Annotated in this window: 24 protein-coding genes; 13 read left to right on the top strand and 11 right to left on the bottom strand. The window is 66.7% G+C overall.

What is annotated here, in order from left to right:
- Positions 1 to 52: 52 nt before the first annotated feature.
- The 5 genes from ACFWO8_RS30605 to ACFWO8_RS30585 all read left to right on the top strand — a co-directional run bounded on the left by ACFWO8_RS30605 (position 53) and on the right by ACFWO8_RS30585 (position 4,237).
- Positions 53 to 832, top strand: a complete 780-nt coding sequence (locus tag ACFWO8_RS30605) for an exodeoxyribonuclease III (protein WP_378971430.1) — start codon at positions 53 to 55, stop codon at positions 830 to 832.
- A complete protein-coding gene (locus ACFWO8_RS30600; protein WP_378971424.1) occupies positions 829 to 1,320 on the top strand; it encodes a ribonuclease domain-containing protein in 492 nt (163 codons plus the stop codon). Before ACFWO8_RS30605 ends, ACFWO8_RS30600 begins: the two co-directional genes overlap by 4 nt.
- Positions 1,320 to 1,799 carry a barstar family protein gene (locus ACFWO8_RS30595; protein ID WP_378971415.1) on the top strand — a complete coding sequence of 160 codons (480 nt, stop codon included), beginning with the start codon at positions 1,320 to 1,322 and terminating at the stop codon, positions 1,797 to 1,799. The genes ACFWO8_RS30600 and ACFWO8_RS30595 overlap by 1 nt, the downstream gene beginning before the upstream one ends.
- A 106-nt stretch (positions 1,800 to 1,905) precedes the next feature.
- Complete coding sequence (locus ACFWO8_RS30590) at positions 1,906 to 2,274, top strand: hypothetical protein (protein ID WP_378971412.1); 369 nt, start codon at positions 1,906 to 1,908, stop codon at positions 2,272 to 2,274.
- Positions 2,275 to 2,368: 94 nt separating this feature from the next.
- Entirely contained in the window at positions 2,369 to 4,237 is a 1,869-nt protein-coding gene (locus ACFWO8_RS30585; RefSeq protein ID WP_378971408.1) for a VWA domain-containing protein, read from the top strand.
- Positions 4,238 to 4,319: 82 nt separating this feature from the next.
- Here ACFWO8_RS30585 and ACFWO8_RS30580 read toward each other — a convergent pair whose 3' ends face one another.
- A complete protein-coding gene (locus tag ACFWO8_RS30580) occupies positions 4,320 to 4,958 on the bottom strand; it encodes a TetR/AcrR family transcriptional regulator (RefSeq protein WP_378971403.1) in 639 nt (212 codons plus the stop codon).
- Positions 4,959 to 5,061: 103 nt separating this feature from the next.
- Between ACFWO8_RS30580 and ACFWO8_RS30575 the strand changes: the two genes are divergently transcribed.
- The 3 genes from ACFWO8_RS30575 to yhjD all read left to right on the top strand — a co-directional run bounded on the left by ACFWO8_RS30575 (position 5,062) and on the right by yhjD (position 8,199).
- Complete coding sequence (locus ACFWO8_RS30575) at positions 5,062 to 6,039, top strand: oxygenase MpaB family protein (RefSeq protein WP_378971392.1); 978 nt, start codon at positions 5,062 to 5,064, stop codon at positions 6,037 to 6,039.
- A 64-nt stretch (positions 6,040 to 6,103) separates the two neighbouring features.
- On the top strand, positions 6,104 to 7,135 hold the full coding sequence (gene trpS / locus ACFWO8_RS30570; protein ID WP_378971387.1) for a tryptophan--tRNA ligase: 1,032 nt from the start codon (positions 6,104 to 6,106) through the stop codon (positions 7,133 to 7,135).
- Between the two features lie 41 nt (positions 7,136 to 7,176).
- Positions 7,177 to 8,199, top strand: a complete 1,023-nt coding sequence (gene yhjD, locus ACFWO8_RS30565; RefSeq protein WP_378971377.1) for an inner membrane protein YhjD — start codon at positions 7,177 to 7,179, stop codon at positions 8,197 to 8,199.
- A gap of 5 nt (positions 8,200 to 8,204) precedes the next feature.
- On the opposite strand, the gene ACFWO8_RS30560 is transcribed toward yhjD, so the two are convergent.
- Positions 8,205 to 9,566, bottom strand: coding sequence for a D-alanyl-D-alanine carboxypeptidase family protein (locus ACFWO8_RS30560; RefSeq protein WP_378971364.1), 1,362 nt, complete (start codon positions 9,564 to 9,566; stop codon positions 8,205 to 8,207).
- Between the two features lie 155 nt (positions 9,567 to 9,721).
- Between ACFWO8_RS30560 and ACFWO8_RS30555 the strand changes: the two genes are divergently transcribed.
- On the top strand, positions 9,722 to 11,233 hold the full coding sequence (locus ACFWO8_RS30555; RefSeq protein WP_378971357.1) for an MFS transporter: 1,512 nt from the start codon (positions 9,722 to 9,724) through the stop codon (positions 11,231 to 11,233).
- Positions 11,223 to 11,807 carry a TetR family transcriptional regulator gene (locus ACFWO8_RS30550; RefSeq protein WP_378971352.1) on the top strand — a complete coding sequence of 195 codons (585 nt, stop codon included), beginning with the start codon at positions 11,223 to 11,225 and terminating at the stop codon, positions 11,805 to 11,807. The genes ACFWO8_RS30555 and ACFWO8_RS30550 overlap by 11 nt, the downstream gene beginning before the upstream one ends.
- Here the strand turns inward: ACFWO8_RS30550 and ACFWO8_RS30545 are convergent, their stop codons facing one another.
- Together ACFWO8_RS30545 and ACFWO8_RS30540 are read right to left on the bottom strand one after the other, a co-directional pair.
- Positions 11,808 to 12,491: an ester cyclase gene (locus tag ACFWO8_RS30545; protein WP_378971349.1), complete on the bottom strand. Its 684-nt coding sequence runs from the start codon at positions 12,489 to 12,491 to the stop codon at positions 11,808 to 11,810.
- Positions 12,492 to 12,644: 153 nt separating this feature from the next.
- Positions 12,645 to 13,541 (bottom strand): phenylalanine 4-monooxygenase, encoded by an 897-nt coding sequence (locus tag ACFWO8_RS30540; protein WP_378971345.1) that lies wholly within the window; start codon positions 13,539 to 13,541, stop codon positions 12,645 to 12,647.
- 247 nt (positions 13,542 to 13,788) lie between these two features.
- Between ACFWO8_RS30540 and ACFWO8_RS30535 the strand changes: the two genes are divergently transcribed.
- The gene (locus tag ACFWO8_RS30535) at positions 13,789 to 14,079 is read left to right on the top strand and encodes a type II toxin-antitoxin system VapB family antitoxin (protein ID WP_378971341.1); all 291 of its coding nucleotides are present in this window, start codon (positions 13,789 to 13,791) and stop codon (positions 14,077 to 14,079) included.
- A gap of 114 nt (positions 14,080 to 14,193) precedes the next feature.
- Positions 14,194 to 14,865 carry a RadC family protein gene (locus tag ACFWO8_RS30530; RefSeq protein ID WP_378971329.1) on the top strand — a complete coding sequence of 224 codons (672 nt, stop codon included), beginning with the start codon at positions 14,194 to 14,196 and terminating at the stop codon, positions 14,863 to 14,865.
- A 39-nt stretch (positions 14,866 to 14,904) separates the two neighbouring features.
- Here the strand turns inward: ACFWO8_RS30530 and ACFWO8_RS30525 are convergent, their stop codons facing one another.
- Together ACFWO8_RS30525 and ACFWO8_RS30520 are read right to left on the bottom strand one after the other, a co-directional pair.
- Entirely contained in the window at positions 14,905 to 15,621 is a 717-nt protein-coding gene (locus ACFWO8_RS30525; RefSeq protein WP_378971322.1) for a TetR/AcrR family transcriptional regulator, read from the bottom strand.
- 28 nt (positions 15,622 to 15,649) lie between these two features.
- Positions 15,650 to 16,879 carry a cytochrome P450 gene (locus ACFWO8_RS30520; protein ID WP_378971310.1) on the bottom strand — a complete coding sequence of 410 codons (1,230 nt, stop codon included), beginning with the start codon at positions 16,877 to 16,879 and terminating at the stop codon, positions 15,650 to 15,652.
- A 191-nt stretch (positions 16,880 to 17,070) separates the two neighbouring features.
- Here ACFWO8_RS30520 and ACFWO8_RS30515 point away from each other — a divergent pair, with 191 nt between their 5' ends.
- Positions 17,071 to 17,961 carry a fructosamine kinase family protein gene (locus ACFWO8_RS30515; protein ID WP_378971275.1) on the top strand — a complete coding sequence of 297 codons (891 nt, stop codon included), beginning with the start codon at positions 17,071 to 17,073 and terminating at the stop codon, positions 17,959 to 17,961.
- Between the two features lie 105 nt (positions 17,962 to 18,066).
- On the opposite strand, the gene ACFWO8_RS30510 is transcribed toward ACFWO8_RS30515, so the two are convergent.
- The 5 genes from ACFWO8_RS30510 to sdhC form a co-directional block, all read right to left on the bottom strand.
- On the bottom strand, positions 18,067 to 18,576 hold the full coding sequence (locus ACFWO8_RS30510; protein WP_378971271.1) for a hypothetical protein: 510 nt from the start codon (positions 18,574 to 18,576) through the stop codon (positions 18,067 to 18,069).
- A gap of 142 nt (positions 18,577 to 18,718) precedes the next feature.
- Entirely contained in the window at positions 18,719 to 19,489 is a 771-nt protein-coding gene (locus ACFWO8_RS30505) for a succinate dehydrogenase iron-sulfur subunit (RefSeq protein WP_378971266.1), read from the bottom strand.
- Positions 19,489 to 21,240 (bottom strand): succinate dehydrogenase flavoprotein subunit, encoded by a 1,752-nt coding sequence (gene sdhA / locus ACFWO8_RS30500; protein ID WP_378971801.1) that lies wholly within the window; start codon positions 21,238 to 21,240, stop codon positions 19,489 to 19,491. The genes ACFWO8_RS30505 and sdhA overlap by 1 nt, the downstream gene beginning before the upstream one ends.
- 34 nt (positions 21,241 to 21,274) lie before the next feature.
- Positions 21,275 to 21,709, bottom strand: coding sequence for a succinate dehydrogenase hydrophobic membrane anchor subunit (locus tag ACFWO8_RS30495; protein WP_378971256.1), 435 nt, complete (start codon positions 21,707 to 21,709; stop codon positions 21,275 to 21,277).
- A 1-nt stretch (position 21,710) separates the two neighbouring features.
- Complete coding sequence (sdhC, locus tag ACFWO8_RS30490) at positions 21,711 to 22,115, bottom strand: succinate dehydrogenase, cytochrome b556 subunit (protein ID WP_378971251.1); 405 nt, start codon at positions 22,113 to 22,115, stop codon at positions 21,711 to 21,713.
- Between the last annotated feature and the right edge of the window lie 265 nt (positions 22,116 to 22,380).

The raw sequence follows: 22,380 nt of genomic DNA, 5'->3' as shown, positions 1-22,380 counted from the left end.
CTGGACGACGGTGTCCGGGGGAGTATCCCTGCCTGCATTGTACGGTCGTACGGTGCCGATAATCCTCTCCACTGTGAACGTCAACGGGGTCCGTGCCGCTTCGACCAAGGGCATGGTGGCCTGGTTGGCGGCGACCGAAGCCGACATCGTCTGCCTACAGGAGACCAGGGCGACCGACGCGCAGACCGCGGCGGCGCTGGCCCCCGCGCTCGACGCGGGTTGGGTGCTCTCCCACGCCGAGCCGGAATCCAAGGGCCGCGCGGGCGTGGGGATTCTGTCGCGGCGCGCACCCGACGCCGTGCGTATCGGGTTCGGCAGCACCGAGTTCGCCGAGGCGGGCCGCTATATCGAGGCCGATTTCGGCGACGTCACCGCGGCGAGCGTCTACGTGCACTCAGGGGAGGAGAACACCCCCAAGCAGGACGAGAAGTACCGGTTCATGGCCGAGCTGGGCGCGTACCTGAAGTCGCGCACCGGCGAGTTCGTGGTGAGTGGCGACTGGAATATCGCCCCCGCCGAGGTCGACCTGAAGAACTGGAAGGGCAACCAGAAGTCGGCGGGCTTCCTGCCCGAGGAACGCGCCTGGATCGCCGAACTGCTCGCCGCGGGCTACGTCGACGTGGTGCGCGCCCTGCACCCCGACGTAGCGGGCCCCTACAGCTGGTGGTCCTACCGCGGCCGCGCCTTCGATAATGACTCCGGATGGAGAATCGACTACCCGCTGGCCCGCGGCGAGCTGACCGGTCGCGCCAAGCAGGCCGTCGTCGAGCGCGCTGACGCCTACGACCAGCGCTGGTCCGACCACGCGCCGGTTACTGTCCAGTTCCGATGAAACTCTCACGCAAGACTCTCAGCCTGCTCGGCGGACTTGTGCTGGTCCTGGCGGCCATCGGCCTGACGTTGTTCGGCGGTCGTGGTACCGACACCACCACCACGACCACCACGCGGGCCGTAGCCGGGATCACCACCACCGTCAGCGCGCCGAAACCCGGCCCGCCCGCCGGGAATTCGTCGGCCTCGCCGGTGACCAAGACCGCCGGTGTGCCCGACCGCGCCTACACCACCCTGGTCGAAATCGATGCCGGTCGCTGGCCCGGCTCGGCCAACGCGCAGGGCACCAAGGGCGGCGAGCAGTTCATGAACCGTGGAACCAAACTGCCGCCCAAGGATTCGGCGGGCAATCCGGTGAAGTACCAGGAGTGGGATGTCAATCCCAAGCAGCGCAATCGGGGTCGTGACGCCGAACGCATCGTCACCGGCAGCGACGGCTCCGCCTGGTACACCGGCGACCACTACGAAACCTTCACCAGGATGCGCTGATGACTTCGCGAATGACGCTGTCGCAGTTCCTTGCTCGCCCCACCGCCGAGGCACCGACCGCCGCCACGACACCGGTGCTCGGTGCGTTGCCGGTGGATGCCAACCAGTTCAGCGGCGTTCGCTACGACGCCCCCGCCGACTACCGCGTGCGCGAACTGCGCGGCACCAAGATGCGCACCATGGCGGAGCTGTTCGACGAGTTCGCCGCGGCCTTCCAGTTCCCGTACTACTTCGGCGCCAACAAGGACGCCTTCGACGAATGCCTGCGTGACCTGGACGATTTCGTCGGCGACGCCCCCGGCTTCGTCGCGGTCGTCCGCACCGCCGACGACTTGCTGGCCGAGCAACCCACCGAACGCGCCTGGTTCGACGCGGCGATGCGCGACTGCGCCGCCTACTGGACCCGCCGCGATGTCGCCTTCCGCGTTGTCCTACAGGCTGACCCGGAAACCTTCGGCGCGGTCGCCCTGTCCTCCTGACCTGATTCCGGTGCCACCGGAATTGGCGGCTGCCACCGCGTAGCCAGCCCGCTTAACATTCTCACCGCGCGGCTGCGGAGGCCGCCGATGAGGAGAACTGAACACGATGAAGCGAGTATTGGCGAGTGCGGGCATTGCCGCCGCGATCATGATGTCGGGTGCCGCGGTGGCCTCGGCCGATGCGATGACGGCGCCGGTCGCGGGGCCCGCGGCCGGATCGTCCGACGGTGCCCTGATCGAAGTTCTGTTGCAGCAGATCGGGCTCGGTTCTTCCCAGCCGTGCGACGGGATCATGCTCGATACGTGCGTCCCCGTCGGCGCCGCGAGCGCGCCGCAGGCGGTGCCGGTGGCCGACAGCGGATCGGCGCTGATGACGCCGGAGGTCGTGCTGAGCATCAACGAGGCGCTCGCTTGGTTGTACAACGGCTCGTCGGATCCGTGTGTCAGCTTCGGACCGAACTGCGCGTGGGAATGACGCTCGTGTCCGTAGGGTTCCTTATGCGAGGTTCGCGCGGCTAGGGTCGATGACTGATGCGTCGAGGTCCGGCGGATCGGGACGGAGTTCTGCCGTGCGTTTCGCGACATTGATCCCTCTGGCGACGGCAGGAGCGATCGGGCTGTTGCCGCTGGCCGTTCCCGCGTTCGCCGCGCCGTCGGACACCACGTACGCACCGACCATGTTGGTGCTCGACGCCTCCGGCTCGATGCTGGCCGCCGACCCCAGTGGCGGCACCAAGATGGACGCGGCGAAGAAGGCGGTGCGCGGCTTCGTGGCGAGCGCGCCCACCGAGGCGAAGGTCGGGCTGTCGGTCTACGGCACCGGCACCGGCTCCACGGATGCCGAGAAGGCGGCGGGTTGCCGCGACGTGTCGGTGCTCGAAGCGGCCGACACCATCGACAAGCCCGCGCTCACAACGGCTGTCGACAATATCGTGCCCAGCGGCTTCACCCCGATCGGCGCCGCGCTGCGCACCGCCGCGGGTGCGCTGCCGACCGAGGGACCGCGTTCGATCGTGCTGGTCTCCGACGGCCTCGACACCTGCGCACCGCCCGACCCGTGCGAGGTCGCGCGCGAACTCAGCGCGGGCGGCGCCGAAATCGTCATGCACGCCATCGGTTTCGGTGTCGACGACGCCTCCCGCGCCCAGCTGACCTGCATCGCGGAGACCACCGGTGGCACCTACACCGACGCCGCCGACGGCACAGCGCTCGAGCAGGTGCTGCCCCGGGTGAGCACCGCGGCATTGCGCGCCTACGCGTCGGCGGGCACTCCGGTCGAAGGTGGCGAGGGCTACCAGGACGCACCGGTGGTAGTGCCAGGGCAATACCTCGACACCATCGGCCACAAAAAGCCGCGCTACTACGCCGTCGACGTGCCAGAGGGGGCCACCGCCTACTTCAGCGGCACGATGTCCTTTCCGCTCGGCGAAGAGGCGGTGCGGGCGAACAACAGCATGTACCTGCGGGTATTCGGCGCAGAAGGCAAGGACTGCAACGTCTTCGAACACGAGAGCGCCGTGCGATCCACCGATGGTGTGGCGCTCACGGTCGGTTCGAAATGGACCGGCGCGACCGAACCGAAGGACGGCACGGTGCGCACCGACAAGTGCAAGGGCGGCGGCCGGTACTACTTCACCGTGGAATGGGCCGGTGTCGCCGACAGCGCACCGCCGACGTTGCCGCTGGAACTGAACGTCGCGGTCGAACCGGGCGTCACCGACGCGGGCCCGGCAGCGCAACCCGAACCGGTGTCGTTCACCGTGCCGACCAGTCCGGTCGAACCGGTGACCGGCGGCGGCTCGTTCAACGTGGCGACCGCGCTCGACGGGTCCGGTGTCTACAGCGACACCTTGCAGCGCGGCGAATTCGTGTTCTACAAGGTGAAACTCGACTGGGGTCAGGGCTTGGCCTATCGGGTGCGCTTCCTCGAGACATCGGGTCGGGGCCTGGACAACGTCTCGGCCGTCACCACCACGCTGTACACGCCGTACCGCGCGGAGATCGACCACGAATTCTCGTCCTACAACGGTTCGCCCGATACCGTGCCCACCAGCAGGGAAGCCTTGGCCATCCCCGAGGTCCGCTACCGAAACCGCGAATCCTCGGAAAAAGAGGTGTCGGAAAACGCCCTGGCCGGCTGGTACTACATCGCCGTGCAGGCCGCACCGACCGTTCAGGACCGCGGTGCCGTCCGTCCCGTGCCCATCGAGCTGGACCTGGCGGTGACCGGCACACCGGAGCCGGGCCCCACCTATCAGACCGCGCCTGGGTCCACCAGTAGCGCTGTCGAGAACAAGCCCGACACCGCACAGAACGCGGACTCCGACGACGACAGCTCCACGGCGCTGCTCGGCACCAGCATCGCGCTCATCGCGGTCGCCCTCACCATCGGTGGCGTCGTCCTGATCACCCTGCTGCGTAAACGCAACCGCCGGTAGCGAGCGCTCCGGTGGGTGTTCCCACAGTTGGCTGAACAATGGGTCGTCGGCGCCCGGTACCGGCCTATGCGGTCCGTTCCAGTCAGCGGTAGCGCTGGGCTAGGTCGTCGCCCAGGAGAACGAAAACGTCGGTGATCTGGTCGATCAACTCCTCGCGGGTGAGGTCCAGATCGCCGGCGAGCCAGGTCGTGAGGGTCTGGGTCAACCCGCCGACGAGATAGATCGCCCGGAAGTCGACCAGGTTCTGCGGGACGTTGCCGCCATAGAAGCCGGTGCCTTCCGCGGCGACGAGCCGGGCGAACGCGCGCACCGTGCGAGCGGTGCGCGCACGCAATTCCGGTGTAGCCATGCCCGCGATCAGGGCGGCGTGTGCCTTGCGTGGATCGTCGGTGAGCACCGAGATGCCCGCGTCGATCGCGGCATGGGCTTGGGTGCGGCTGTCGGGGGCCGCGGTCGCCAGTGCCGTCGCGATCGCCGCGGTGAGTTCCTCGGCGATACGGTCGAGCAGGGCTTCCAGCACGCCGTCACGACGTTCGAAACTCTCGTAGTAGTAGCGCTCGTTGAGGCCGGCGCGAGCGCACAGCCCGGCGACGGTGAGTTTGGCCTGCCCGTCCTCGGCGACGAGGTCGAGCGCCGCGTCGAGCAGCGCGGTGCGCCGCTGGGATCGGCGCTCCTGCGCCGAAACGCCACCGTATGTCCGTTGTGCTGCCACGGCGTCCATTGTGCGTGCCGCTGTCCTCCCGTGGGGTTCTGGTAGAGACTCTTGCCAGAATACCAATTCTGGGGGATTCTATTGCCAGATGCACTCGACGAGGAGGCGCAGCATGGCTACACGGCAGGGCGAACCCGGATATTTCGCCGACGATTCGATGATCCGGCGGGTGATGAGCAAGCGGGCGGTCGGTCTGACCTATGGCGTGCGGGCGTTGGTGATCGGCGCGGTGCATCCGCTGCTGTTCGTCGGCACCAGCGAACACACCGCGCATCGGGAAACCCCTTACACGCGCCTGGCCATCACCGGGGCCCTGTTCGAAGCAGTGTTTCTCGGTAGCAAGGCCGAGGCCGATCGCGCGCTGGCCTTCACCCGGCGCAAGCACGACGCGGTGGTCGGCACCCTGCCCGAAGACGCGGGCGCCCACCACCCCGCAGGCACCGCCTACGCGGCCCATGATCCGCATCTGATGTTCATGACCATGGCCTTCACCTTCGATTCGGCCGAGGTGATGTACGACCGCCTGGTGCGTGAACTCACCGCCACCGAACGCGAAGACCTCTACCAGGACTACGTCCGCTGGGGCGAGCTGTTCGGCATGCCGCGTGACGCCGCGCCCGCCGACTACCCGGCCTTCCGCCGCTACTTCGACACCTATCTGAACTCGACCGAACTGTTCCTCACCGACGAGGCGGCCCTGGTCGGTTCCTATCTGGCAGGCCATCGCAAGGCCTACCGGCTGCGTCCGCCCGTCGAGCAGGTCGGTACGGCGCTGTATCTGCTGGTGCAGGGCAGTCTCCCGGCCCGGATCCGGCAGATGTACGGCATCGAGTGGGGCATCGCCGACGAACTCGCCCACCGTGCGCTGTGCCGCAGCATCCGCACCGCCCACCTCACCCCACCGCTGGCGCCCCGGGTACTCGCGGGCACTCTCGCCGGACCGAGCGCACCGTCCTACCAGCTACTGGCCCGGCGCGAACAGCGCATGGTGAAGACGGGCCACCCGAGCATGCCCGGTGTCGATCCGCGCAACTGGGTGCAGCGAAATTGCGGTGCGACCGGCGGGCCCGGAGGCGGCAGCGCAGCGTAACCACGCAGGGCCCTCGGGAGTACCGCCAGACAACACAGCTTGAGCGTCATGGAAAGATTGGGGCATGTCCAGTCCTGCCCCGGCCGCGACGGCCGAACGTAAGCAGCGGGTGCTGTCGGGCATCCAGCCCACCAGCGACTCCTTCCACCTCGGCAACTACCTGGGTGCGCTGCAGTACTGGGTGACCCTGCAGGACGAGTACGACGCGCTGTACTTCATCCCGGATATGCACGCGATCACTGTCAATCAGGATCCCAAGGCGCTGCGGGCCCGCACCAAGGCCGCTGTCGCCCAGTTGCTCGCGCTCGGTATCGACCCGGCGAAGTCCACGCTGTTCGTGCAGAGCCAGGTGCCCGAGCACGCCGAGCTGACCTGGGTCCTCAGCTGTATCACCGGTTTCGGCGAGGCCAGCCGGATGACCCAGTTCAAGGACAAGTCGGTCAAGCAGGGCGCCGACAACGCGACCGTCGGCCTGTTCACCTACCCGGTGCTGATGGCCGCCGACATCCTGCTCTACCGCCCGCACCAGGTGCCGGTCGGCGAGGACCAGCGTCAACATCTCGAGCTGACCCGAAATCTGGCCCAGCGCTTCAACACTCGCTACAAGAAGACCTTCGTCGTGCCGGAGCCGCACATCGTCAAGGGCACCGCGAAGATCTTCGATCTGCAGGATCCCACCGCGAAGATGAGCAAGTCGGCCTCCAGCGACGCCGGGCTGATCAACCTGCTCGACGACCCGAAGATCACCGCCAAGAAGATTCGTTCGGCGGTCACCGACACCGAGCGCGAGATCCGCTACGACCCGGAGAACAAGGCGGGCGTGAGCAATCTGCTGGTCATCCTGAGCTCGCTGCGCGAAACCCCGATCGTCGACCTCGAGGTGAATTTCGAGGGTAAGGGCTACGGTGATCTCAAGGCCGAGGTGGCCGACGCGCTGGTCGAATTCGTCACGCCCGTGCAGAAAAAAGTGCAGGAATACCTGTCCGATCAGGCTGAACTGGACCGGATTCTGGCCGCGGGTGCCGAGCGGGCGCGGGAGATCGCAGGCAACACACTTGCTCAGGTGTACGACCGGGTTGGCTTCCTCGCTCGCTGACCCGTTGCGCACCTGAGGTTTTCGCTGAAGGGGCGCGCGTCATGCAGTTGATCGACAACATCTCGGCCGCCGTCGAGTCCCAGATCGGGCGCAGGCCTTGGCTGGATCATCTGGTCAGGGCCGGTGGGCGGTTCCAGAGTCAGCGCGGCGACTTCTTCGCCGCCGGCATCACGTATTTCACTGTGCTGTCACTGTTTCCGCTGCTGATGGTGGCCTTCTCGGTGGCCGGTTTCATTCTGGCCGGGCAGCCGGATCTGCTGACCGAGTTGCAGGACAAGGTCGTCGAGAAGGTTCCCAGCTCCTTCGGCACCCAGATCAACGACCTCATCGAACAGGCGATCAACTCCCGTGGCACGGTCGGTGTGATCGGCCTGCTGGTCGGCCTCTACACCGGGCTCGGCTGGATCGCGAACCTGCGGGCCGCGCTCACCGAGCAGTGGGCGAGCCACAGTCCTGAAAAGCCTTGGTGGCTGGCCAAACTGTCGGATCTCGGTGCGTTGGTCGGTCTCGGCCTGGCCTTCGCGGTCTCGCTCGGTTTGTCGGCGATCTCGGCGAGCGGGCTGAGTAAGCGGGTGCTCGAGCTGCTCGGCGCGGACCATCTGCCCGGGGCGACGCTGGTGCTGCGGCTGGTCTCGATCGCGCTCGGTTTGCTCGCGTCGTGGGCGGTCTTCGCGTGGATGATCGCGCGGCTGCCGCGCGAGCCGGTGTCGTTGCGCAGCGCGGCGCGGGCGGCGGTGCTGGCCGCGGTGGCCTTCGAGCTCTTCAAGATCATCGCTGCGATCTACCTGCGGGCGGTGCTGTCCAGCCCGGTGGGTGCGACGTTCGGGTCGATCATCGGCCTGATGGTGTTCAGCTATATGTCCTATCGGATTCTGCTGTTCGCGACGGCGTGGGCGGCCACGTCGTCGGACAACGAGCATGATGCGACGGTCGCGCCGCCGAACGCGGTGGTGATCCGGCCGCGGGTGGTCGAGCACGGGATGTCGACCGGGGCAGGCGCCGCCTATTTCGGGGCAGGGGCCGTCGCGGCGCTCACCTTGATGCTCGTCGGCAAACGCCGGTAGCGGTGTCAGCGACTGCGGCGGAATGCCTTACGCGCCCACAGCAGCAGTACGACGACCAGTAAGGGGCCGCCGATCAGGGTGGCGATGCGGGCGCCCTGGTGTGCCGGTCGTACGGGCTCGGGTTGGGAACCGTCGGCGCGCGGCGGCGGGGACGCCAGGGGAACGCTGGGTTGTACTGCCTCGCTGCCTGATTCGGGCAGCTTGCCGATCCTGGCGTCGGTGTCGAGGGCGAAGCCGTAGTCCAGTAGGCGCGCGGCCTGCTCCCAGGGCCGGATCGGGCGGACGTCGGCTTTGAGCAGGGTGACGACCAGGCGATGTCCGTCGCGTTCGGCGGCGGCGACGAAGGTCTGGCGGGCGTCGTCGGTGAAACCGGTCTTGCCGCCGATCGCGCCCGCGTAGTTGTAGAGCAGCTGGTTGTCGTTGCCGATCGGGAAGCCGGGGTGATCCTCGTCGCCGGGAATCTTCGGGTCGGCGGGGAAACCGGGGAAGTCGGCTTGTTCGGTGTGGATCAGTTCGGCGAACAGCGGGATGTTCATCGCCTCGCGGAACAGCACCGACAGGTCGTAGGCCGAGGTGCTCATGCCTGGCCCGTCGAGACCGGACGGGGTCGCCGCGCGAGTATCCAACGCGCGCAACGACTTCGCCACCTCGTTCATCTTGGTCACGGTGGCCTTGTCGCCGCCGAGCTGAGTGGCGATGGCGTGGGCGGCGTCGTTGCCCGAGCACATGATCAGGGCCTGCATGAGCTGGCGGTTGGTGTAGCGCCCGCCGGGGCCGATGCCGACCCGGGTGCCCTCGACGTCGGCGTCGGCCTGCGTCCCGATGACGACCTTGTCCAGATCCAGGCTGCGCAGCGCCACGATAGCGAGTGCGACCTTGATCGTGCTGGCGGGGCGGTAGCGGCCGTGCGGGTCCTTGGCGGCGAGCACGCGACCGGTGTCGAGGTCGGAGACCATCCACCCGGTGGCCGAGATCTCGGCCGGAACCGGGGGCGCGCCGTCGGGCACGACCACGCCGCAGTCGCCCATCCGCTGACCGCCGATAGCGGGGGATGGCACGGGTAGCCGGCTCGGTGTCGGTTCGCCGGGGGCAGGCACCTCCGAGGTGTCGATCGGTGGGGGCGGCTGCGTCTTCTGTGGGCAGTCGTCGGTGTTCGGCGTGGTGAACGGGGGCGTGGTCGTGGTGCTCGGGCCGCCGGCCGGTGGTGTCGTGTCACCCGGTGTGGGTGGGGCGCCCGGTGCGGGCGCGCTGGTCGACGGCCCGTCGGTGGCGGGTACGGCGACGGCGGGAGCGCCTGCGAGAGCGGTGACGGTGACGGCAGCGCCGAGAAAGCATGCGGCGCGCAGGCCGACTTCACGAATCCTCATCGCCTCGCAGCCTAGTAGTCGCAACCGCGGCGTGTTCCCCGGTCTTTCGCGATTCGACACGCCCGGGGCCGCTGCCCGAGCGCAGCAACTATTGACAGTTGCTAGCAAATGATAGTTACTATCAAAAGGTAGACACTTTCATTTTTGGAGGAAATATGCGGACGGAAGACACCCGCCGCTGGCTCGCGCTCGGCGCGCTCGCCGTGGCGATGCTCACCATCGGACTCGACGTCACCGTGCTCACCGTCGCCATCCCGACGCTCGCGGTCGACCTGAATGCGAATACCGCTGCGCTGCAATGGTTCAGCAGCGCCTACACGCTGGCCTTGGCCGCGCTGATGCTGCCCGCGGGCGTTCTGGGCGACCGGTACGGGCGCAAGAAGATCTTGCTCGCCGCGCTCCTGCTGTTCGGCGCGGCCTCGGTGGCCTGCGCGTTCGCCGCATCCGCCGGCCAGTTGATCGTGGCGCGGGTGGTGCTCGGCATCGCCGCCGCCGCGCTGGTGCCGCTGTCGATGTCGGTACTACCGGTGCTGTTCACCGACCCCGTCGAGCGGCAACGCGCGCTGACGATCTGGGTCACCTCGACCGCCATCGGTCTGCCACTCGGCCCGATCCTCGGCGGCTGGCTGCTGCAGCACTTCTGGTGGGGTTCGGTGTTCCTGATCAATGTGCCGCTGGTCGTCATCGGAGCGGTGGCCGTGGCCACCCTGGTGCCGGAATCGCGCAGTGACACCATCTTTCGCGTCGATCTCCTCGGCGCACTGCTCTCGGCGGCAGGCATGCTCGGGCTGACCTACGGCTTCATCCGGCTCGGTGAACACGGCTGGGACAACCCGGTCGGCTGGCTCGCCGTCGGGGCAGGGGTGGTGACGCTCGCCGTGTTCGGGTGGTGGCAACGCCGCACCACGCATCCGTTGATCGACCTCGGCCTGTTCGCCGCGCCGGGCTTCCGGTGGGGCACCGCGATCTCGATCCTGGTCAGCTTCGCCATGTTCGGGATGTTCTTCACCGTCCCGCAGTACTTCCAGGCCGTGCTCGGCGTCGACGCACTCGGCAGCGGGCTGCGACTGCTGCCGTTGATCGGTGGACTCGTCATCGGCAGCAGACTGGTCGACATGCTGCTGCCCCGGCTCGGCGTGCGGGTGGTGATCACCGCCGGACTGCTCGTGCTCGGAGGTGGCCTCGGACTCGGCGCGTTCACCACGGTCGAGAGCGGTTACGGGCTGACCGCGCTGTGGACGACAGTGCTCGGCGCCGGTATGGGCATGGTGATGCCCGCCGCGGTCGGCCTGGCGATGGGCGAACTGACCGCGCAACGTTCGGGCTCGGGTTCTGCACTGCTGCAAGCACTTCGGCAGGCGGGCGGCACCATCGGCGTCGCAGTGCTCGGCACCGTGCTGTCCACCCGGTACCGGGCCGACCTCGGCGCGCTCGACCGTGCGCCGGTCTCCGACGGTGTCAACGCGGGCGTCGCCCTCGCGCGCGAGACCGGTGATCCGGCGATGCTGGTACAGGTGCAGCAGGCCTTCGTCGCGGGCATGAACACCATGCTCGGGCTGTGCGCGGCGCTGTGTCTGGCCGCCGGGCTCGTGACCGCGCTGTGGCTGCGGCCACCGACGGCGCCGGTTACCGGCACGGATGCGGCAGAATCGATACATGTCGGTTGAGATGTCGCTGCGCGAGCGGAAGAAGGAGCGGACCCGCCGAACCATCAGGGTCGAGGCGTTTCGGCTGTTCCGGGAACAGGGCTATACCGAGACGACGGTGGAGCAGATCGCGGCGGCGGCCGAGGTGTCCCCGAGCACCTTCTTCCGCTACTTCCCGACCAAGGAACAGCTGGTCATCGCCGACGACCAGGACGCGGTGATGATCGAGGAGCTGGCCTCGCTCCCGCGCGGCCTGAATCCGCTCGCCGCCGTCCGCACCGCGAACGTGGCGGTGTTCGGGCGGATGTCGCCCGCTGATCTCGCCTTCGAGCAGGAACGGCAGGCGCTGCTGTTCCACGTGCCGGAACTACGCTCGGCGATCGGTTTGGAATTCCTGCGCAGCATCGAACTGGCCGCTCAGATGCTGGCCGACTACACCGGCCGGTCCGCCGAGGATTTCGATGTGCGGGTGGCCGCGGGCGCGATGGTCGGCTCCATGCTCGCCATCGCGCCCGCCACCCCGATGAATGTCACCAATGTCAGTGACGCCCTGGCATTCCTGCAGGCAGGCCTGCCGTTCGACGATCAGGCCTGATTACTGCGACTTGCCGTGCTGCACCGGGCAGCCGTGCGCGAGCGGGCCGAGCAGCTTGTTGTTGTCGTAGAAGTGCTCCAGCTCGAGGATGCGCAGATCCTCGCTCACCCGCGCGATGGTCACACCGAACATCTCGATCTGCTCACCGGTGGGCTGGTGGCCCTTGTACTCGCCCTCGAACTTGCCCCAGTGCCGCCACCGCACGCTCACGGTCGGCGGACCCGACAGCACTTCCAGTACCTCCCAGAAGAAGCCGCCGGGGAAGGCGGTGTGGAAGATGTGGTGCGAGGAATCGAAGGTCTCGTTCTCGGCGTCGTAGTACGGGTTGTCGCCGATCAGAATGTTGTAGCTGCCGATGCGAGCGAACTCCTCGGCGTCCTGCCATGTCCCACCGTTGACCCGGCCGCGGTACTGATCGGCCACCACCGACAGCCACGTCGCGGGGTCGGCCTTGTGCGAGACCTCCATTTCGAAGACCTTCACCAGGTCCTCGACGATCGCCTCGAGCGAGCCGGGCGCGTGCTCGACGCTGCGCTCGCGCGGGATCACCTCGTGGCTCAGTTCATAGTCGGGAACGTTGCCGCGCCATTCCTCCGGCGCCGCGGCGGCGATCACGGCTTCCCGGCCCTGCAGCCACAAGGGCGCCTCCGGCTCCGGGTTCTGCTCGGCCTGCGTATCTGTCACGTCCACAGTCATTTTCGGTCTACCCGACCCTTTCACAAAGCTTGAAGAACGGGTCGAAAGTAACAGTCGCGCATCGGTTGTGCGTGTCGGGTCTCAATAAGTGAGAAACGCGAAACGCCGAACTGTGTTCTGCAACAAGGTTTTCGGAGATAGCTATGGCACCGGCTGGGCGGGGTGGTCGAGCCTGGCCGGCGTCTCGTCATCCATGGTCGCGAAGAATTCGCCGAGCACGCCGACGATCTGATCCACCGACTCCGCACAGAACAGCACCGGCTGGTAGTGCGTGATGTCGTAGGCGATGGTGCCCATCTCCGCGACGTCGAGCGGACGCAGCCGCACGTGCCGGAATTCGTCGATCTCGCCATAGGACGACAGCAATCCAGCGCCGTAGCAACGGATTTCATCGTTCTCGCGGACCACGCCGAACTCCAGCGAGAACCAGAAGACATCGGCGAGGAATTTCAGCGCGCTGTCGGTCTCCAGCCGGGCCACCGCGGCGCCGACCGTCTCGTACAGTGCCGCGAAACGCGGGCTGGCGATCTGGTTGGCGTGGCCGATGATCTCGTGGATCGCATCGGGTTCCGGGGTGTAGAGCGGGGCGGAGTGATGGCGGATGTACTGGGTGGAGTGGAAGGTGCGCTCGGCGAAGGAACCGAAGAACTCACGCAGCGGAACCAGGCCGGCGGCGGGCACGTACCGGAAACCGGTGAGGGGTGTGAGCAGCCGCGATACCTCGTCGAGTTGCGGGATGTGATCGTGCGGAAGGGCGAGGTTTCGCGCTGCCTCCCTGACCTCACGGCAGGCGTAGACCTCGTGTTTGCGGGCCAGCTCCGTCGAGGCGATCCGCCACACCTGCTGCTCGTCGTCGGTGTAGTCGATGTGTGGTGCGGGGGCGCCGGGGGAGTAGTCGAGTGCGAGTGCGGCGATGGCGTTACGGCGCGCGCGGTAGTGCTCGTCGTGCACGCCGGGGTGGTCATCGCTCAGATGTACTGTCACGTCGCCGTCACGCTCGCGCGTCACCGGTGAGTAGAGCTGGGCCTCGGTGAACATGACTCCAGGCAAGCACCGCATTCCCGCCGCGACAACAACCACGCTGACAACTGCGCAAACTGCACAGTTGCAGGGTTGGTCACCGTCGGATTCCGGCGGTGAACTGTGTTTTCTGTGTGCTTGCTGACCGGTACCGCCCGCCGCTGTGCGGACTTGCGAACGCGTGGTTTCGGTAACGACGCGGTGAATTAGCGGACGAGCCGAGCGGGGATCACGCAAGATTGCGTTCGTAAGAAGAGGAGGTTGTGTGCGCACCTTGCGAATAGATCTCGATCAGCGCCTGCTGGCCGCTGCCGCCGACATCATGGGCACCGCCGACAGCAATGCCACCGTCAACGAGGCGCTGCGCCGCATCGTGGTGCACGAACGTCAGTTACGCAATTTGGAACGGCTGATGGCAGATTCGGTATTCAGCCCAGATCCGCCTACCGACCGGGGCAGTGCCTTTGATCCTGATTCGGTGTTCAGCCCCGAGCCGTCTGCCGACCGGGGCAGTGCCCTTGATCCAGATTCGGTATTCAGCCCAGAGCCCACCTAGTGGGGTAGGTCCAGGTTCGGGTTGCGTCACCGAGGTGGTGGCCGAGGGGTAGCCCGAGTCTGTCGGTACCCCCTGCGATTATCGGAGTCAGTCACCGATCCGCAGGGGGAAACGATGTCGGTTCCGATCGCGAGTTTGCCGCTCGCCCAACGTCCGCGCGAGCGATTGCTCATGCTCGGCCCACACGCGCTCAGCGACGGCGAACTACTGGCACTGCTGCTCGGCCAGGGCACTCGCGGCCGGTCCGCACTGGAAGTCGCGGCCCAATTGATCGGTGATTACGGCGGTTTGGCCGAACTCGCCTCCGCTCGCCCCGAAGAACTGGCCGCCCGCGTCGGCATCGGCCCAGCCAAGGCCGCCACTGTTGTCGCCGCCTTCCACCTCGGCACCCGTTCCCGCACCCCCACCGACTCGCTACCCCAGCTCAGCACTCCTGAAGACATCGCGGCCGTGGCGATTCCACTGTTCGCCGGCGCCCGCGTGGAGCGCCTCCTCGTCCTCATCTGCGACGCCCAAAACCGCTTACGCCACCGCGCCTTCGTCGCCGAAGGCGCCATCGACCACGTAGCCGTCCCCGTCCGGGAAATCCTCAACACCGTACTCCGCCACGACGGCCGAGCCTTCGCCGTCGTCCACAACCACCCCTCCGGCGACCCGACCCCCAGCCCCGACGACCGCCGCGCCAGCACCCTCCTCCACCAGGCCTCTCGCACAGTAGGCCTGCGCTACCTCGACCACATCGTCATAGCGGGCGAAACCTGGTCCACCGCCCCCGTTTTCGCTTGAGTCGCGATCAGGCTGGTACCAACCCAGCTGATCGCGATCTCAGTCGGCGAAACCGGTGGTGCGAGCCAGGTCCGAGAGCATGGCATCGAACATGATCTCCGGGTCCGCCAGGGGGATCGGATAGTTGCCGAACACCTCGAGGGTGACGTGGCCGAACAAGCGGGCCCAGATCTGCACCATCAGGTACGTGACACCCAGGTCCAGTTTCTCGGCGGGGAACTTCTGGCCCGACTCCGAGAGCATGGCGAGCAAGTCGGTCTGGAAACCGATGAGGTCATCGCGCAGCGCGGCCGGGATGGACTCGCCCGGTGGGGTGGCGATCTCGAAGTTCGCCAGCAGCCTGCCCGCGGCGGCGAGGAAGATCCGGCCGAAGGGTTCGTCGAAGCGGCGCATCATCGACCGTGCCGAGGTGGGCGAGGCGAACACCAGGGTGAATTCCCTGGGGTTCGCCAGCGCCCAGTGCCGGAAACCCCGGCAGATGGCCAGGAACTGCACCGCGCCGTCGTCGGGCAGCGGCTCGATCTCGGTCGAGAGGAACTCGGCGAGATCGGCGCAGAATTCCACCCGCATCCGCTCGATCAACTCATCGCGCGACGAATAGTGCCGGTACAGCGCGGGCGCGGTGACGCCGAGTTCGCGCGCGATCGCGCGCAGGGTGACCGCGTCCGTGCCCTGCTCGGCCAGCAGTGCCCGCGTAACCCGCCGGATATCGGCGTCGGTCACCACCGGCGCACGGCCACGCGCCTTGCCCGTCACCCGGCCACCCCCTCGATCACGTGTCGGTTCAAGCGTATTCGACCTCCCAGCGCTTGATGCCGTTGAGCCAGCCGCTGCGCAGCCGCACCGGGTCGGCGACCTGGCGCAGGTTCGGCATCGCGTCGGCAATGGCATTGAACATCAGGTCGATCTCCAGGCGGGCCAGATTCGCGCCGACGCAGTAGTGCGTGCCGGTGCCGCCGAAGCCGACATGCGGGTTGGGGTCGCGCAGGATGTCGAACTGGAACGGGTCGGCGAACGCCGTTTCATCGAAATTGGCCGAGCTGTAGAACAATCCGATCCGCTGGCCCTGTTTGATCTGCTGCCCGCCGAGTTCGAGGTCGCGCGTCGCGGTGCGCTGGAAGGCGGTCACCGGCGTTGCCCAGCGCACGATCTCGTCGGGTGCGGTGCGCGGGCGCTGTTGCTTGTAGAGCTCCCACTGATCCGGGTTGTCCACGAAGGCCTTCATGCCGTGGGTGATCGAATTGCGGGTGGTCTCGTTGCCCGCGACCGCGAGCAGGATGACGAAGAACGCGAACTCGTCCGAGCCGAGGTGCTCGCCGTCGACGTCGGCGTTCACCAGCTGGGTGACGATGTCGGCCGCCGGGCAGCCGCGGCGCTGTTCGGCCATGTTCCAGGCGTAGCCCATCACCTCGGCGGTCGCGGTGTGGTGGTTGCCCTCGAATTCCGGATCGTCGTAGGAGATCATCTGATTGGTCCAGTCGAAGATCTTGCGGCGGTCCTCCTGGGGGACGCCGAGCAGTTCGGCGATCGCCTGCAGCGGCAACTCGACGGCCACCTGCTCGACGAAGTCGCCGCGCCCGGACTTCTTGGCCTCCCACACGATCCGCTCGGCTCGCTCGGTGAGCGCGGCGCGCAGGTTCTCCACCGCGCGCGGGGTGAAGCCCTTCGACACGATCCGCCGGATCTTGGTGTGCTGCGGCGGATCCAGGTTCAGCATCAGCATGTTGCCGAGCATGTCGATCTGCTCGCGCGTGGTCTCCTCGTTGAACCGGATGATCGCCGTGTTCTCGTGCGAGGAGAAGTCCTCCGGATTCTTCGAGATCTCCTTGATGTCGGCCAGCTTGGACACCACCCAGTACCCGCCGTCGTCGAACCCGCTGGCGCGGTCGGGCTGCGTGCACCACCAGACCGGCGCGGTCCGCCGCAACTCGGCGAACTCTGCGATCGGCAAGCGACTGGCGAGCAGGTCGGGATCGGTGAAATCGAACCCCGCGGGAATGTTCGGGCTGGTCACAGCTTTCTCCTTCGGTCCGGTACGTCGACGTCGTTGGTGACGTGGAACACGTTCACCATGATGAAACCATGCCGAGCGCGTTTGTGAACAGTGTTTAGTAATACCCGTTTATAAAAGGGTCGGACTCGTGTGCTGCCTGAGATCTCCCGATTCGCCGACCGTCACCGGCCACGCTTGGGCAAGATGGCGGCGTGGACTTGCCGTTCCTGCGTGCGAACCCGCACCTGCTGCCGACGTTTCTCGCCCATCAGCGGCTGCGGACGACGCCTGTGGCGGGTGGGTCGATCAGTGTCGCCGAGCGGATCGTGCTCGATGACGGAACCCATCTGTTCCTGAAGACCTGGCCGGGCGGGATATCCGCCGTCCCGACCGCCGAGCCCGCGCCCGCTCCGCCAGGGCTTTTCGAGGCCGAAGCGGACGGGCTTCGTTGGTTGCGGGCGGCCGGTGGGGTCGCGGTGCCGGAGTTGTACGCCCAGACCGGCGAACTGTTGTTGATGCAGTGGGTCGACCACGCCGACCCGACCGCCGTTGCCGCCGAACGGTTCGGTGCCGGACTGGCCGTCACCCACGGTGCGGGCGCCCCTGAATTCGGCGCTGCCACCGAAGGTTTCCTCGCAGGACTGCCCCTGGACAACACCCCCGGCGATGACTGGCCGACCTGGTACCGCGAACACCGAATCCTGCCGTACCTGAAACTCGCCGTCGACGCGGGCGCCCTCGACCCCGCCGACGCCACCTACATCGAATCAATTCACATCGAAGCCCCCACCGAACCTCCAGCCCGTATTCACGGCGACCTCTGGCCCGGCAATATCGTCTGGGGTCCAGTCGACGTCCCATGGCTGATCGACCCCGCCGCCCATGGAGGCCACCGCGAAACCGACCTGGCCACGCTCTTCCTCTTCGGTGGCGCACCCTTCTCGGCGCGAATCATCGCCGCCTATAACGAAATCCATCCCCTCGACCCTGGCTGGCGCACCCGAATCCCCCTCCATCAACTCCACCTCTTGCTGGCCCACGCTGTTCTCTTCGGTCGCCCCTACCGATCCGCAGTCCTGGACGCGGCAGCACACTACCGCTAGTAATCACGATGGCGACGGGACCTGTTGTAGCGAAACGAGTTAGCCGCGCGCGCTGGTGAATGACAAAGGCCACCAGCATCATTCGGTGGTGATGGCCTTCGGCCTTCAGATTGTCGCCGGTTCCTGTCGCCGCACGGCGGGCAGCGTGTGGGGAGCCGAAAGGGCTGCCCACACGGCGAACCCGATGTACAGCACCTGCTCCGGGATCCGCTGCCACAGGGGCGACGCGGGCTCTCCCGCGAAGGGGATGTCGTTGAGGGCGGCGTAGATGTTGGCGGGCAGGAGCAGCAGGAACAGGGGGACGAGGGCCCAGCCGGCCACCCGGCGGGTGCGGGTGAGGATCAGGCCGATCGCGGCGAGCAGTTCCAGGACGCCGCTGGCAAGGACCATGAAGCCGGGGAACGGGACGAAGGGCGGGACCATGGCGACCATGTCGGCGTAGTTGGGCATCACGGTGACGCTCGCGGGCATGAAATGCGCCGTTCCCGTCATCACCAACATGACAGCCAGCGCGTGGGCGGCACTGACGGGCCACGAGGCGAACCGGGTCACGCCGAGTGCTCCGAGCGTGCGGAAGACGACGAGCGAGCCGACGAGGGCGAGAAGGGTGATCATTGGTCCTCCCAGAATGGATACTGCCACTATCTACTATGGATAGTAACACTATCCACTCTTCTGTCATTCCCCGCAAGTGCCGACGAACGACAAAGGCCGCCCACACCTTTCGGTGCAGACGGCCTGTGCCGAGCGGGAAAGATCAGCGGGTGAAGAGCAGGGCTCGCTTGACTTCCTGGATCGCCTTGGTGACCTCGATGCCGCGAGGGCATGCGTCGGTGCAGTTGAAGGTGGTGCGGCAGCGCCAGACACCTTCGACGTCGTTGAGGATGTCGAGGCGCTCGCGGGCGCCTTCGTCACGGCTGTCGAAGATGAAGCGGTGGGCGTTCACGATCGCGGCGGGGCCGAAGTAGCTGCCGTCGGTCCAGTAGACGGGGCACGACGTGGTGCAGCAGGCGCACAGGATGCACTTGGTGGTGTCGTCGAAGCGGGCGCGGTCGGCCTGGCTCTGGATCTGCTCGCGGGTCGGCTCGTTACCCGAGGTCATCAGGTAGGGCTTCACGGCGCGGAACGCGTCGAAGAACGGCTCCATGTCGACCACGAGATCCTTCTCCACGGGCAGGCCGCGGATCGGCTCGACGGTCATGGTGAGGGTCTTGTCGCCCTTGGGCAGCATGTCCTTCATCAGCACCTTGCAGGCCAGCCGGTTCACACCGTTGATCCGCATGGCATCCGAACCACACACACCGTGGGCGCAGGAGCGCCGGAAGGTGAGGGTGCCGTCCAGGTAGGACTTGATGTAGATCAGCACATTGAGGAAGCGGTCGGTCGGCAGGACCGGCACCTGGAACGAATCCCAGTGCGCGCCCTTGTCGTCCTCGGTGCTGAACCGGGCGATCTTGACGGTGACCATGACCGAGCCCTCGGGCACCGGCGCCGGCTTCTGCTCGGCGATTTCGACTACAGCAGTCATCAGTACTTACGCTCCATCGGCTCGTAGCGGGTCTGCACCACCGGCTTGAAGTCGAGGCGGATCTCGGAGATGAGCTCCGGGCCCTCCTTGTACGCCATCGTGTGCCGCATGAAGTTCGTGTCGTCGCGGTCCGGGTAGTCCTCGCGGGCGTGGCCGCCGCGCGATTCCTTGCGGTTGAGCGCGCCGACAACGGTGACCTCGGCCAGCTCGAGCAGGAAGCCCAGCTCGACGGCCTCGAGCAGGTCGCTGTTGTAGCGCTTGCCCTTGTCCTGCACCGTGATCCGGGTGTAGCGCTCCTTGAGCGTGTGGATGTCGGTGAGGACCTTCTTGAGGGTTTCCTCGGTGCGGAACACGCCCGCGTTGGCATCCATCGTGGCCTGCAGCTCGGTGCGGATGTCGGCCACGCGCTCGTTGCCGTGGTCGGACAGGATCAGCTCGAGCCAGTCCATCACCATCTGCGACGGGTTCTCCGGCATCTCGGTGAACTCGGTGCGGTTGGCGTACTCGGCGGCCGCGATGCCGGCGCGACGGCCGAACACGTTGATGTCGAGCAGCGAGTTGGTGCCGAGACGGTTCGCGCCGTGCACCGAGACGCACGCGCACTCACCGGCGGCGTACAGGCCGGGGACCACATCGGTGTTGTTGCGCAGCACCTCGCCACGGATCTTGGTCGGGATACCGCCCATGACGTAGTGGCAAGTCGGCATGACCGGCACCAGCTCGGTCACCGGGTCCACACCGAGGTAGGTGCGCGCGAACTCGGTGATGTCGGGCAGCTTCTCCTCGAGCACGTCGGCGCCGAGGTGGGTCACGTCGATGTAGACGTAATCCTTGTTCGGGCCTGCGCCACGGCCTTCGGCCACCTCGAGCACCATCGAGCGGGCGACGATGTCACGCGGCGCGAGGTCCTTGATGGTGGGGGCGTAGCGCTCCATGAAGCGCTCACCCGAGGCGTTGCGCAGGATGCCACCCTCACCACGGACCGCCTCGGAGATGAGGATGCCGAGGCCCGCGAGGCCTGTCGGGTGGAACTGGTGGAACTCCATGTCCTCGAGCGGCAGGCCCTTGCGGAACACGATCGCCATGCCGTCGCCGGTCAGCGTGTGCGCGTTCGAGGTGGTCTTGTACATCCGGCCCGAGCCGCCGGTGGCGAACACGATCGACTTCGCGTGGAAGATGTGGATCTCGCCGGTCGACAGCTCGTAGGCGACGACGCCGGTGGCGACGGGGCCACGATCGGACTCGGTCATCACCAGGTCGAGCACGTAGAACTCGTTGTAGAACTCGACGTCGTGCTTGACGCAGTTCTGGTACAGCGTCTGCAGGATCATGTGACCGGTGCGGTCGGCGGCATAACACGCGCGACGCACGGGCGCCTTGCCGTGGTCACGGGTGTGGCCACCGAACCGGCGCTGGTCGATCTTGCCCTCGGGCGTGCGGTTGAACGGCAGGCCCATCTTCTCCAGGTCCATGACCGCGTCGATGGCCTCTTTGGCCATGATCTCCGCGGCGTCCTGGTCGACCAGGTAGTCACCACCCTTGACGGTGTCGAAGGTGTGCCATTCCCAGTTGTCTTCTTCGACGTTGGCCAGCGCGGCGCACATGCCACCCTGGGCCGCGCCGGTGTGGCTGCGGGTCGGGTACAGCTTGGTCAGGACCGCGGTGCGAGCGCGCGGGCCGGCCTCGATCGCCGCGCGCATGCCCGCGCCACCGGCGCCGACGATGACCACGTCGTAGCGATGCTCCTGAATCGGACGGGATTCACTCATGCGAGGTGGCCTGTTCCTAACCTGTGATGTTGGGGTCGAAGGTGAAGATGACGTACGTGCCGACGCTCACGATCACGATCATCGAAACCACGAGGATGACCTTGAGCCAGAACCGGGTGGAGTCCTTGCGCGAGTAGTCGTCGATGATGACGCGCAGACCGTTGCCGCCGTGCAGCTGAGCCAGCCACAGCATGGACAGGTCCCAGAACTGCCAGAACGGGCTGGACCAGCGACCGGCCACGAACGCGAAGTTCAGGCGGTTCACGCCACCGTCGATCATCAGCATGATGAACATGTGGCCGAGCACCAGCACGATCAGGAACAGGCCCGAGATGCGCATGAACAGCCACGCGTACTTCTCGAAGTTGCCGTTCGACTTGCCACGCGGCGAGCGGGGGGAGTCGAGGCTGGCCGGGCGATCGTAGGACTTGCCGAGGACAGGTGCAGACATATCAGTGCTCCGTCAGCAGGTAGAAGAACTGGCGGCCGACGCCGGCGGCGGAGACCAGAACCCAGATGGCGAGAACAATCCACAGCATCTGCTTCTGGAATCGCGGACCCTGGGACCAGAAGTCGACCAGAATGACCCGGACGCCGTTGAGGGCGTGGAACAAGACGGCGACGACAAGGCCCATCTCCATCAACGCGACGACGGGGTTCTTGTAGAGCGCGATGGAGTGGTCGTAGGTGTCCGGGTTGACCCGGACCAGTGCCGTGTCCAGCACGTGCACGAAGAGGAAGAAGAACAGCGTGACACCGGTGATCCGGTGCAGCGCCCAGGACCACATGCCGGGGTCGCCGCGGTACAGCGTCTTCCGCTTCGGCTGGGCCGGAGCCGGAGCTTCTATCGTGGTCATAGAGTGCGGTGCCTCCAACGTCGTTGATGGACCCGGTCACAGATCCGACGCCGGCATGCGTGGAGAGGCAAATGCCCAGGTGGCTGCGCTGTATTCTCGAGCGCTGGCCCGCCGCCGGGAACCTGAACCGATCTTCGGTGAACTCTAATCCCCTCTGTTTCGCGGAACTAATTCGGCGTGCCGTGCGTTGTGCGGAAAACAGGCGAGTTAGGTTTACCTTTCCCATTGCCGGATACTGGTGTTCCGGCCCCTGTTTCCCGGTGTT

The organism is Nocardia sp. NPDC058480 (assembly GCF_042720495.1).
In the GTDB taxonomy this organism is placed as follows: Bacteria; Actinomycetota; Actinomycetes; order Mycobacteriales; family Mycobacteriaceae; genus Nocardia.
This window is presented reverse-complemented; position numbering and strand designations above follow the sequence as displayed.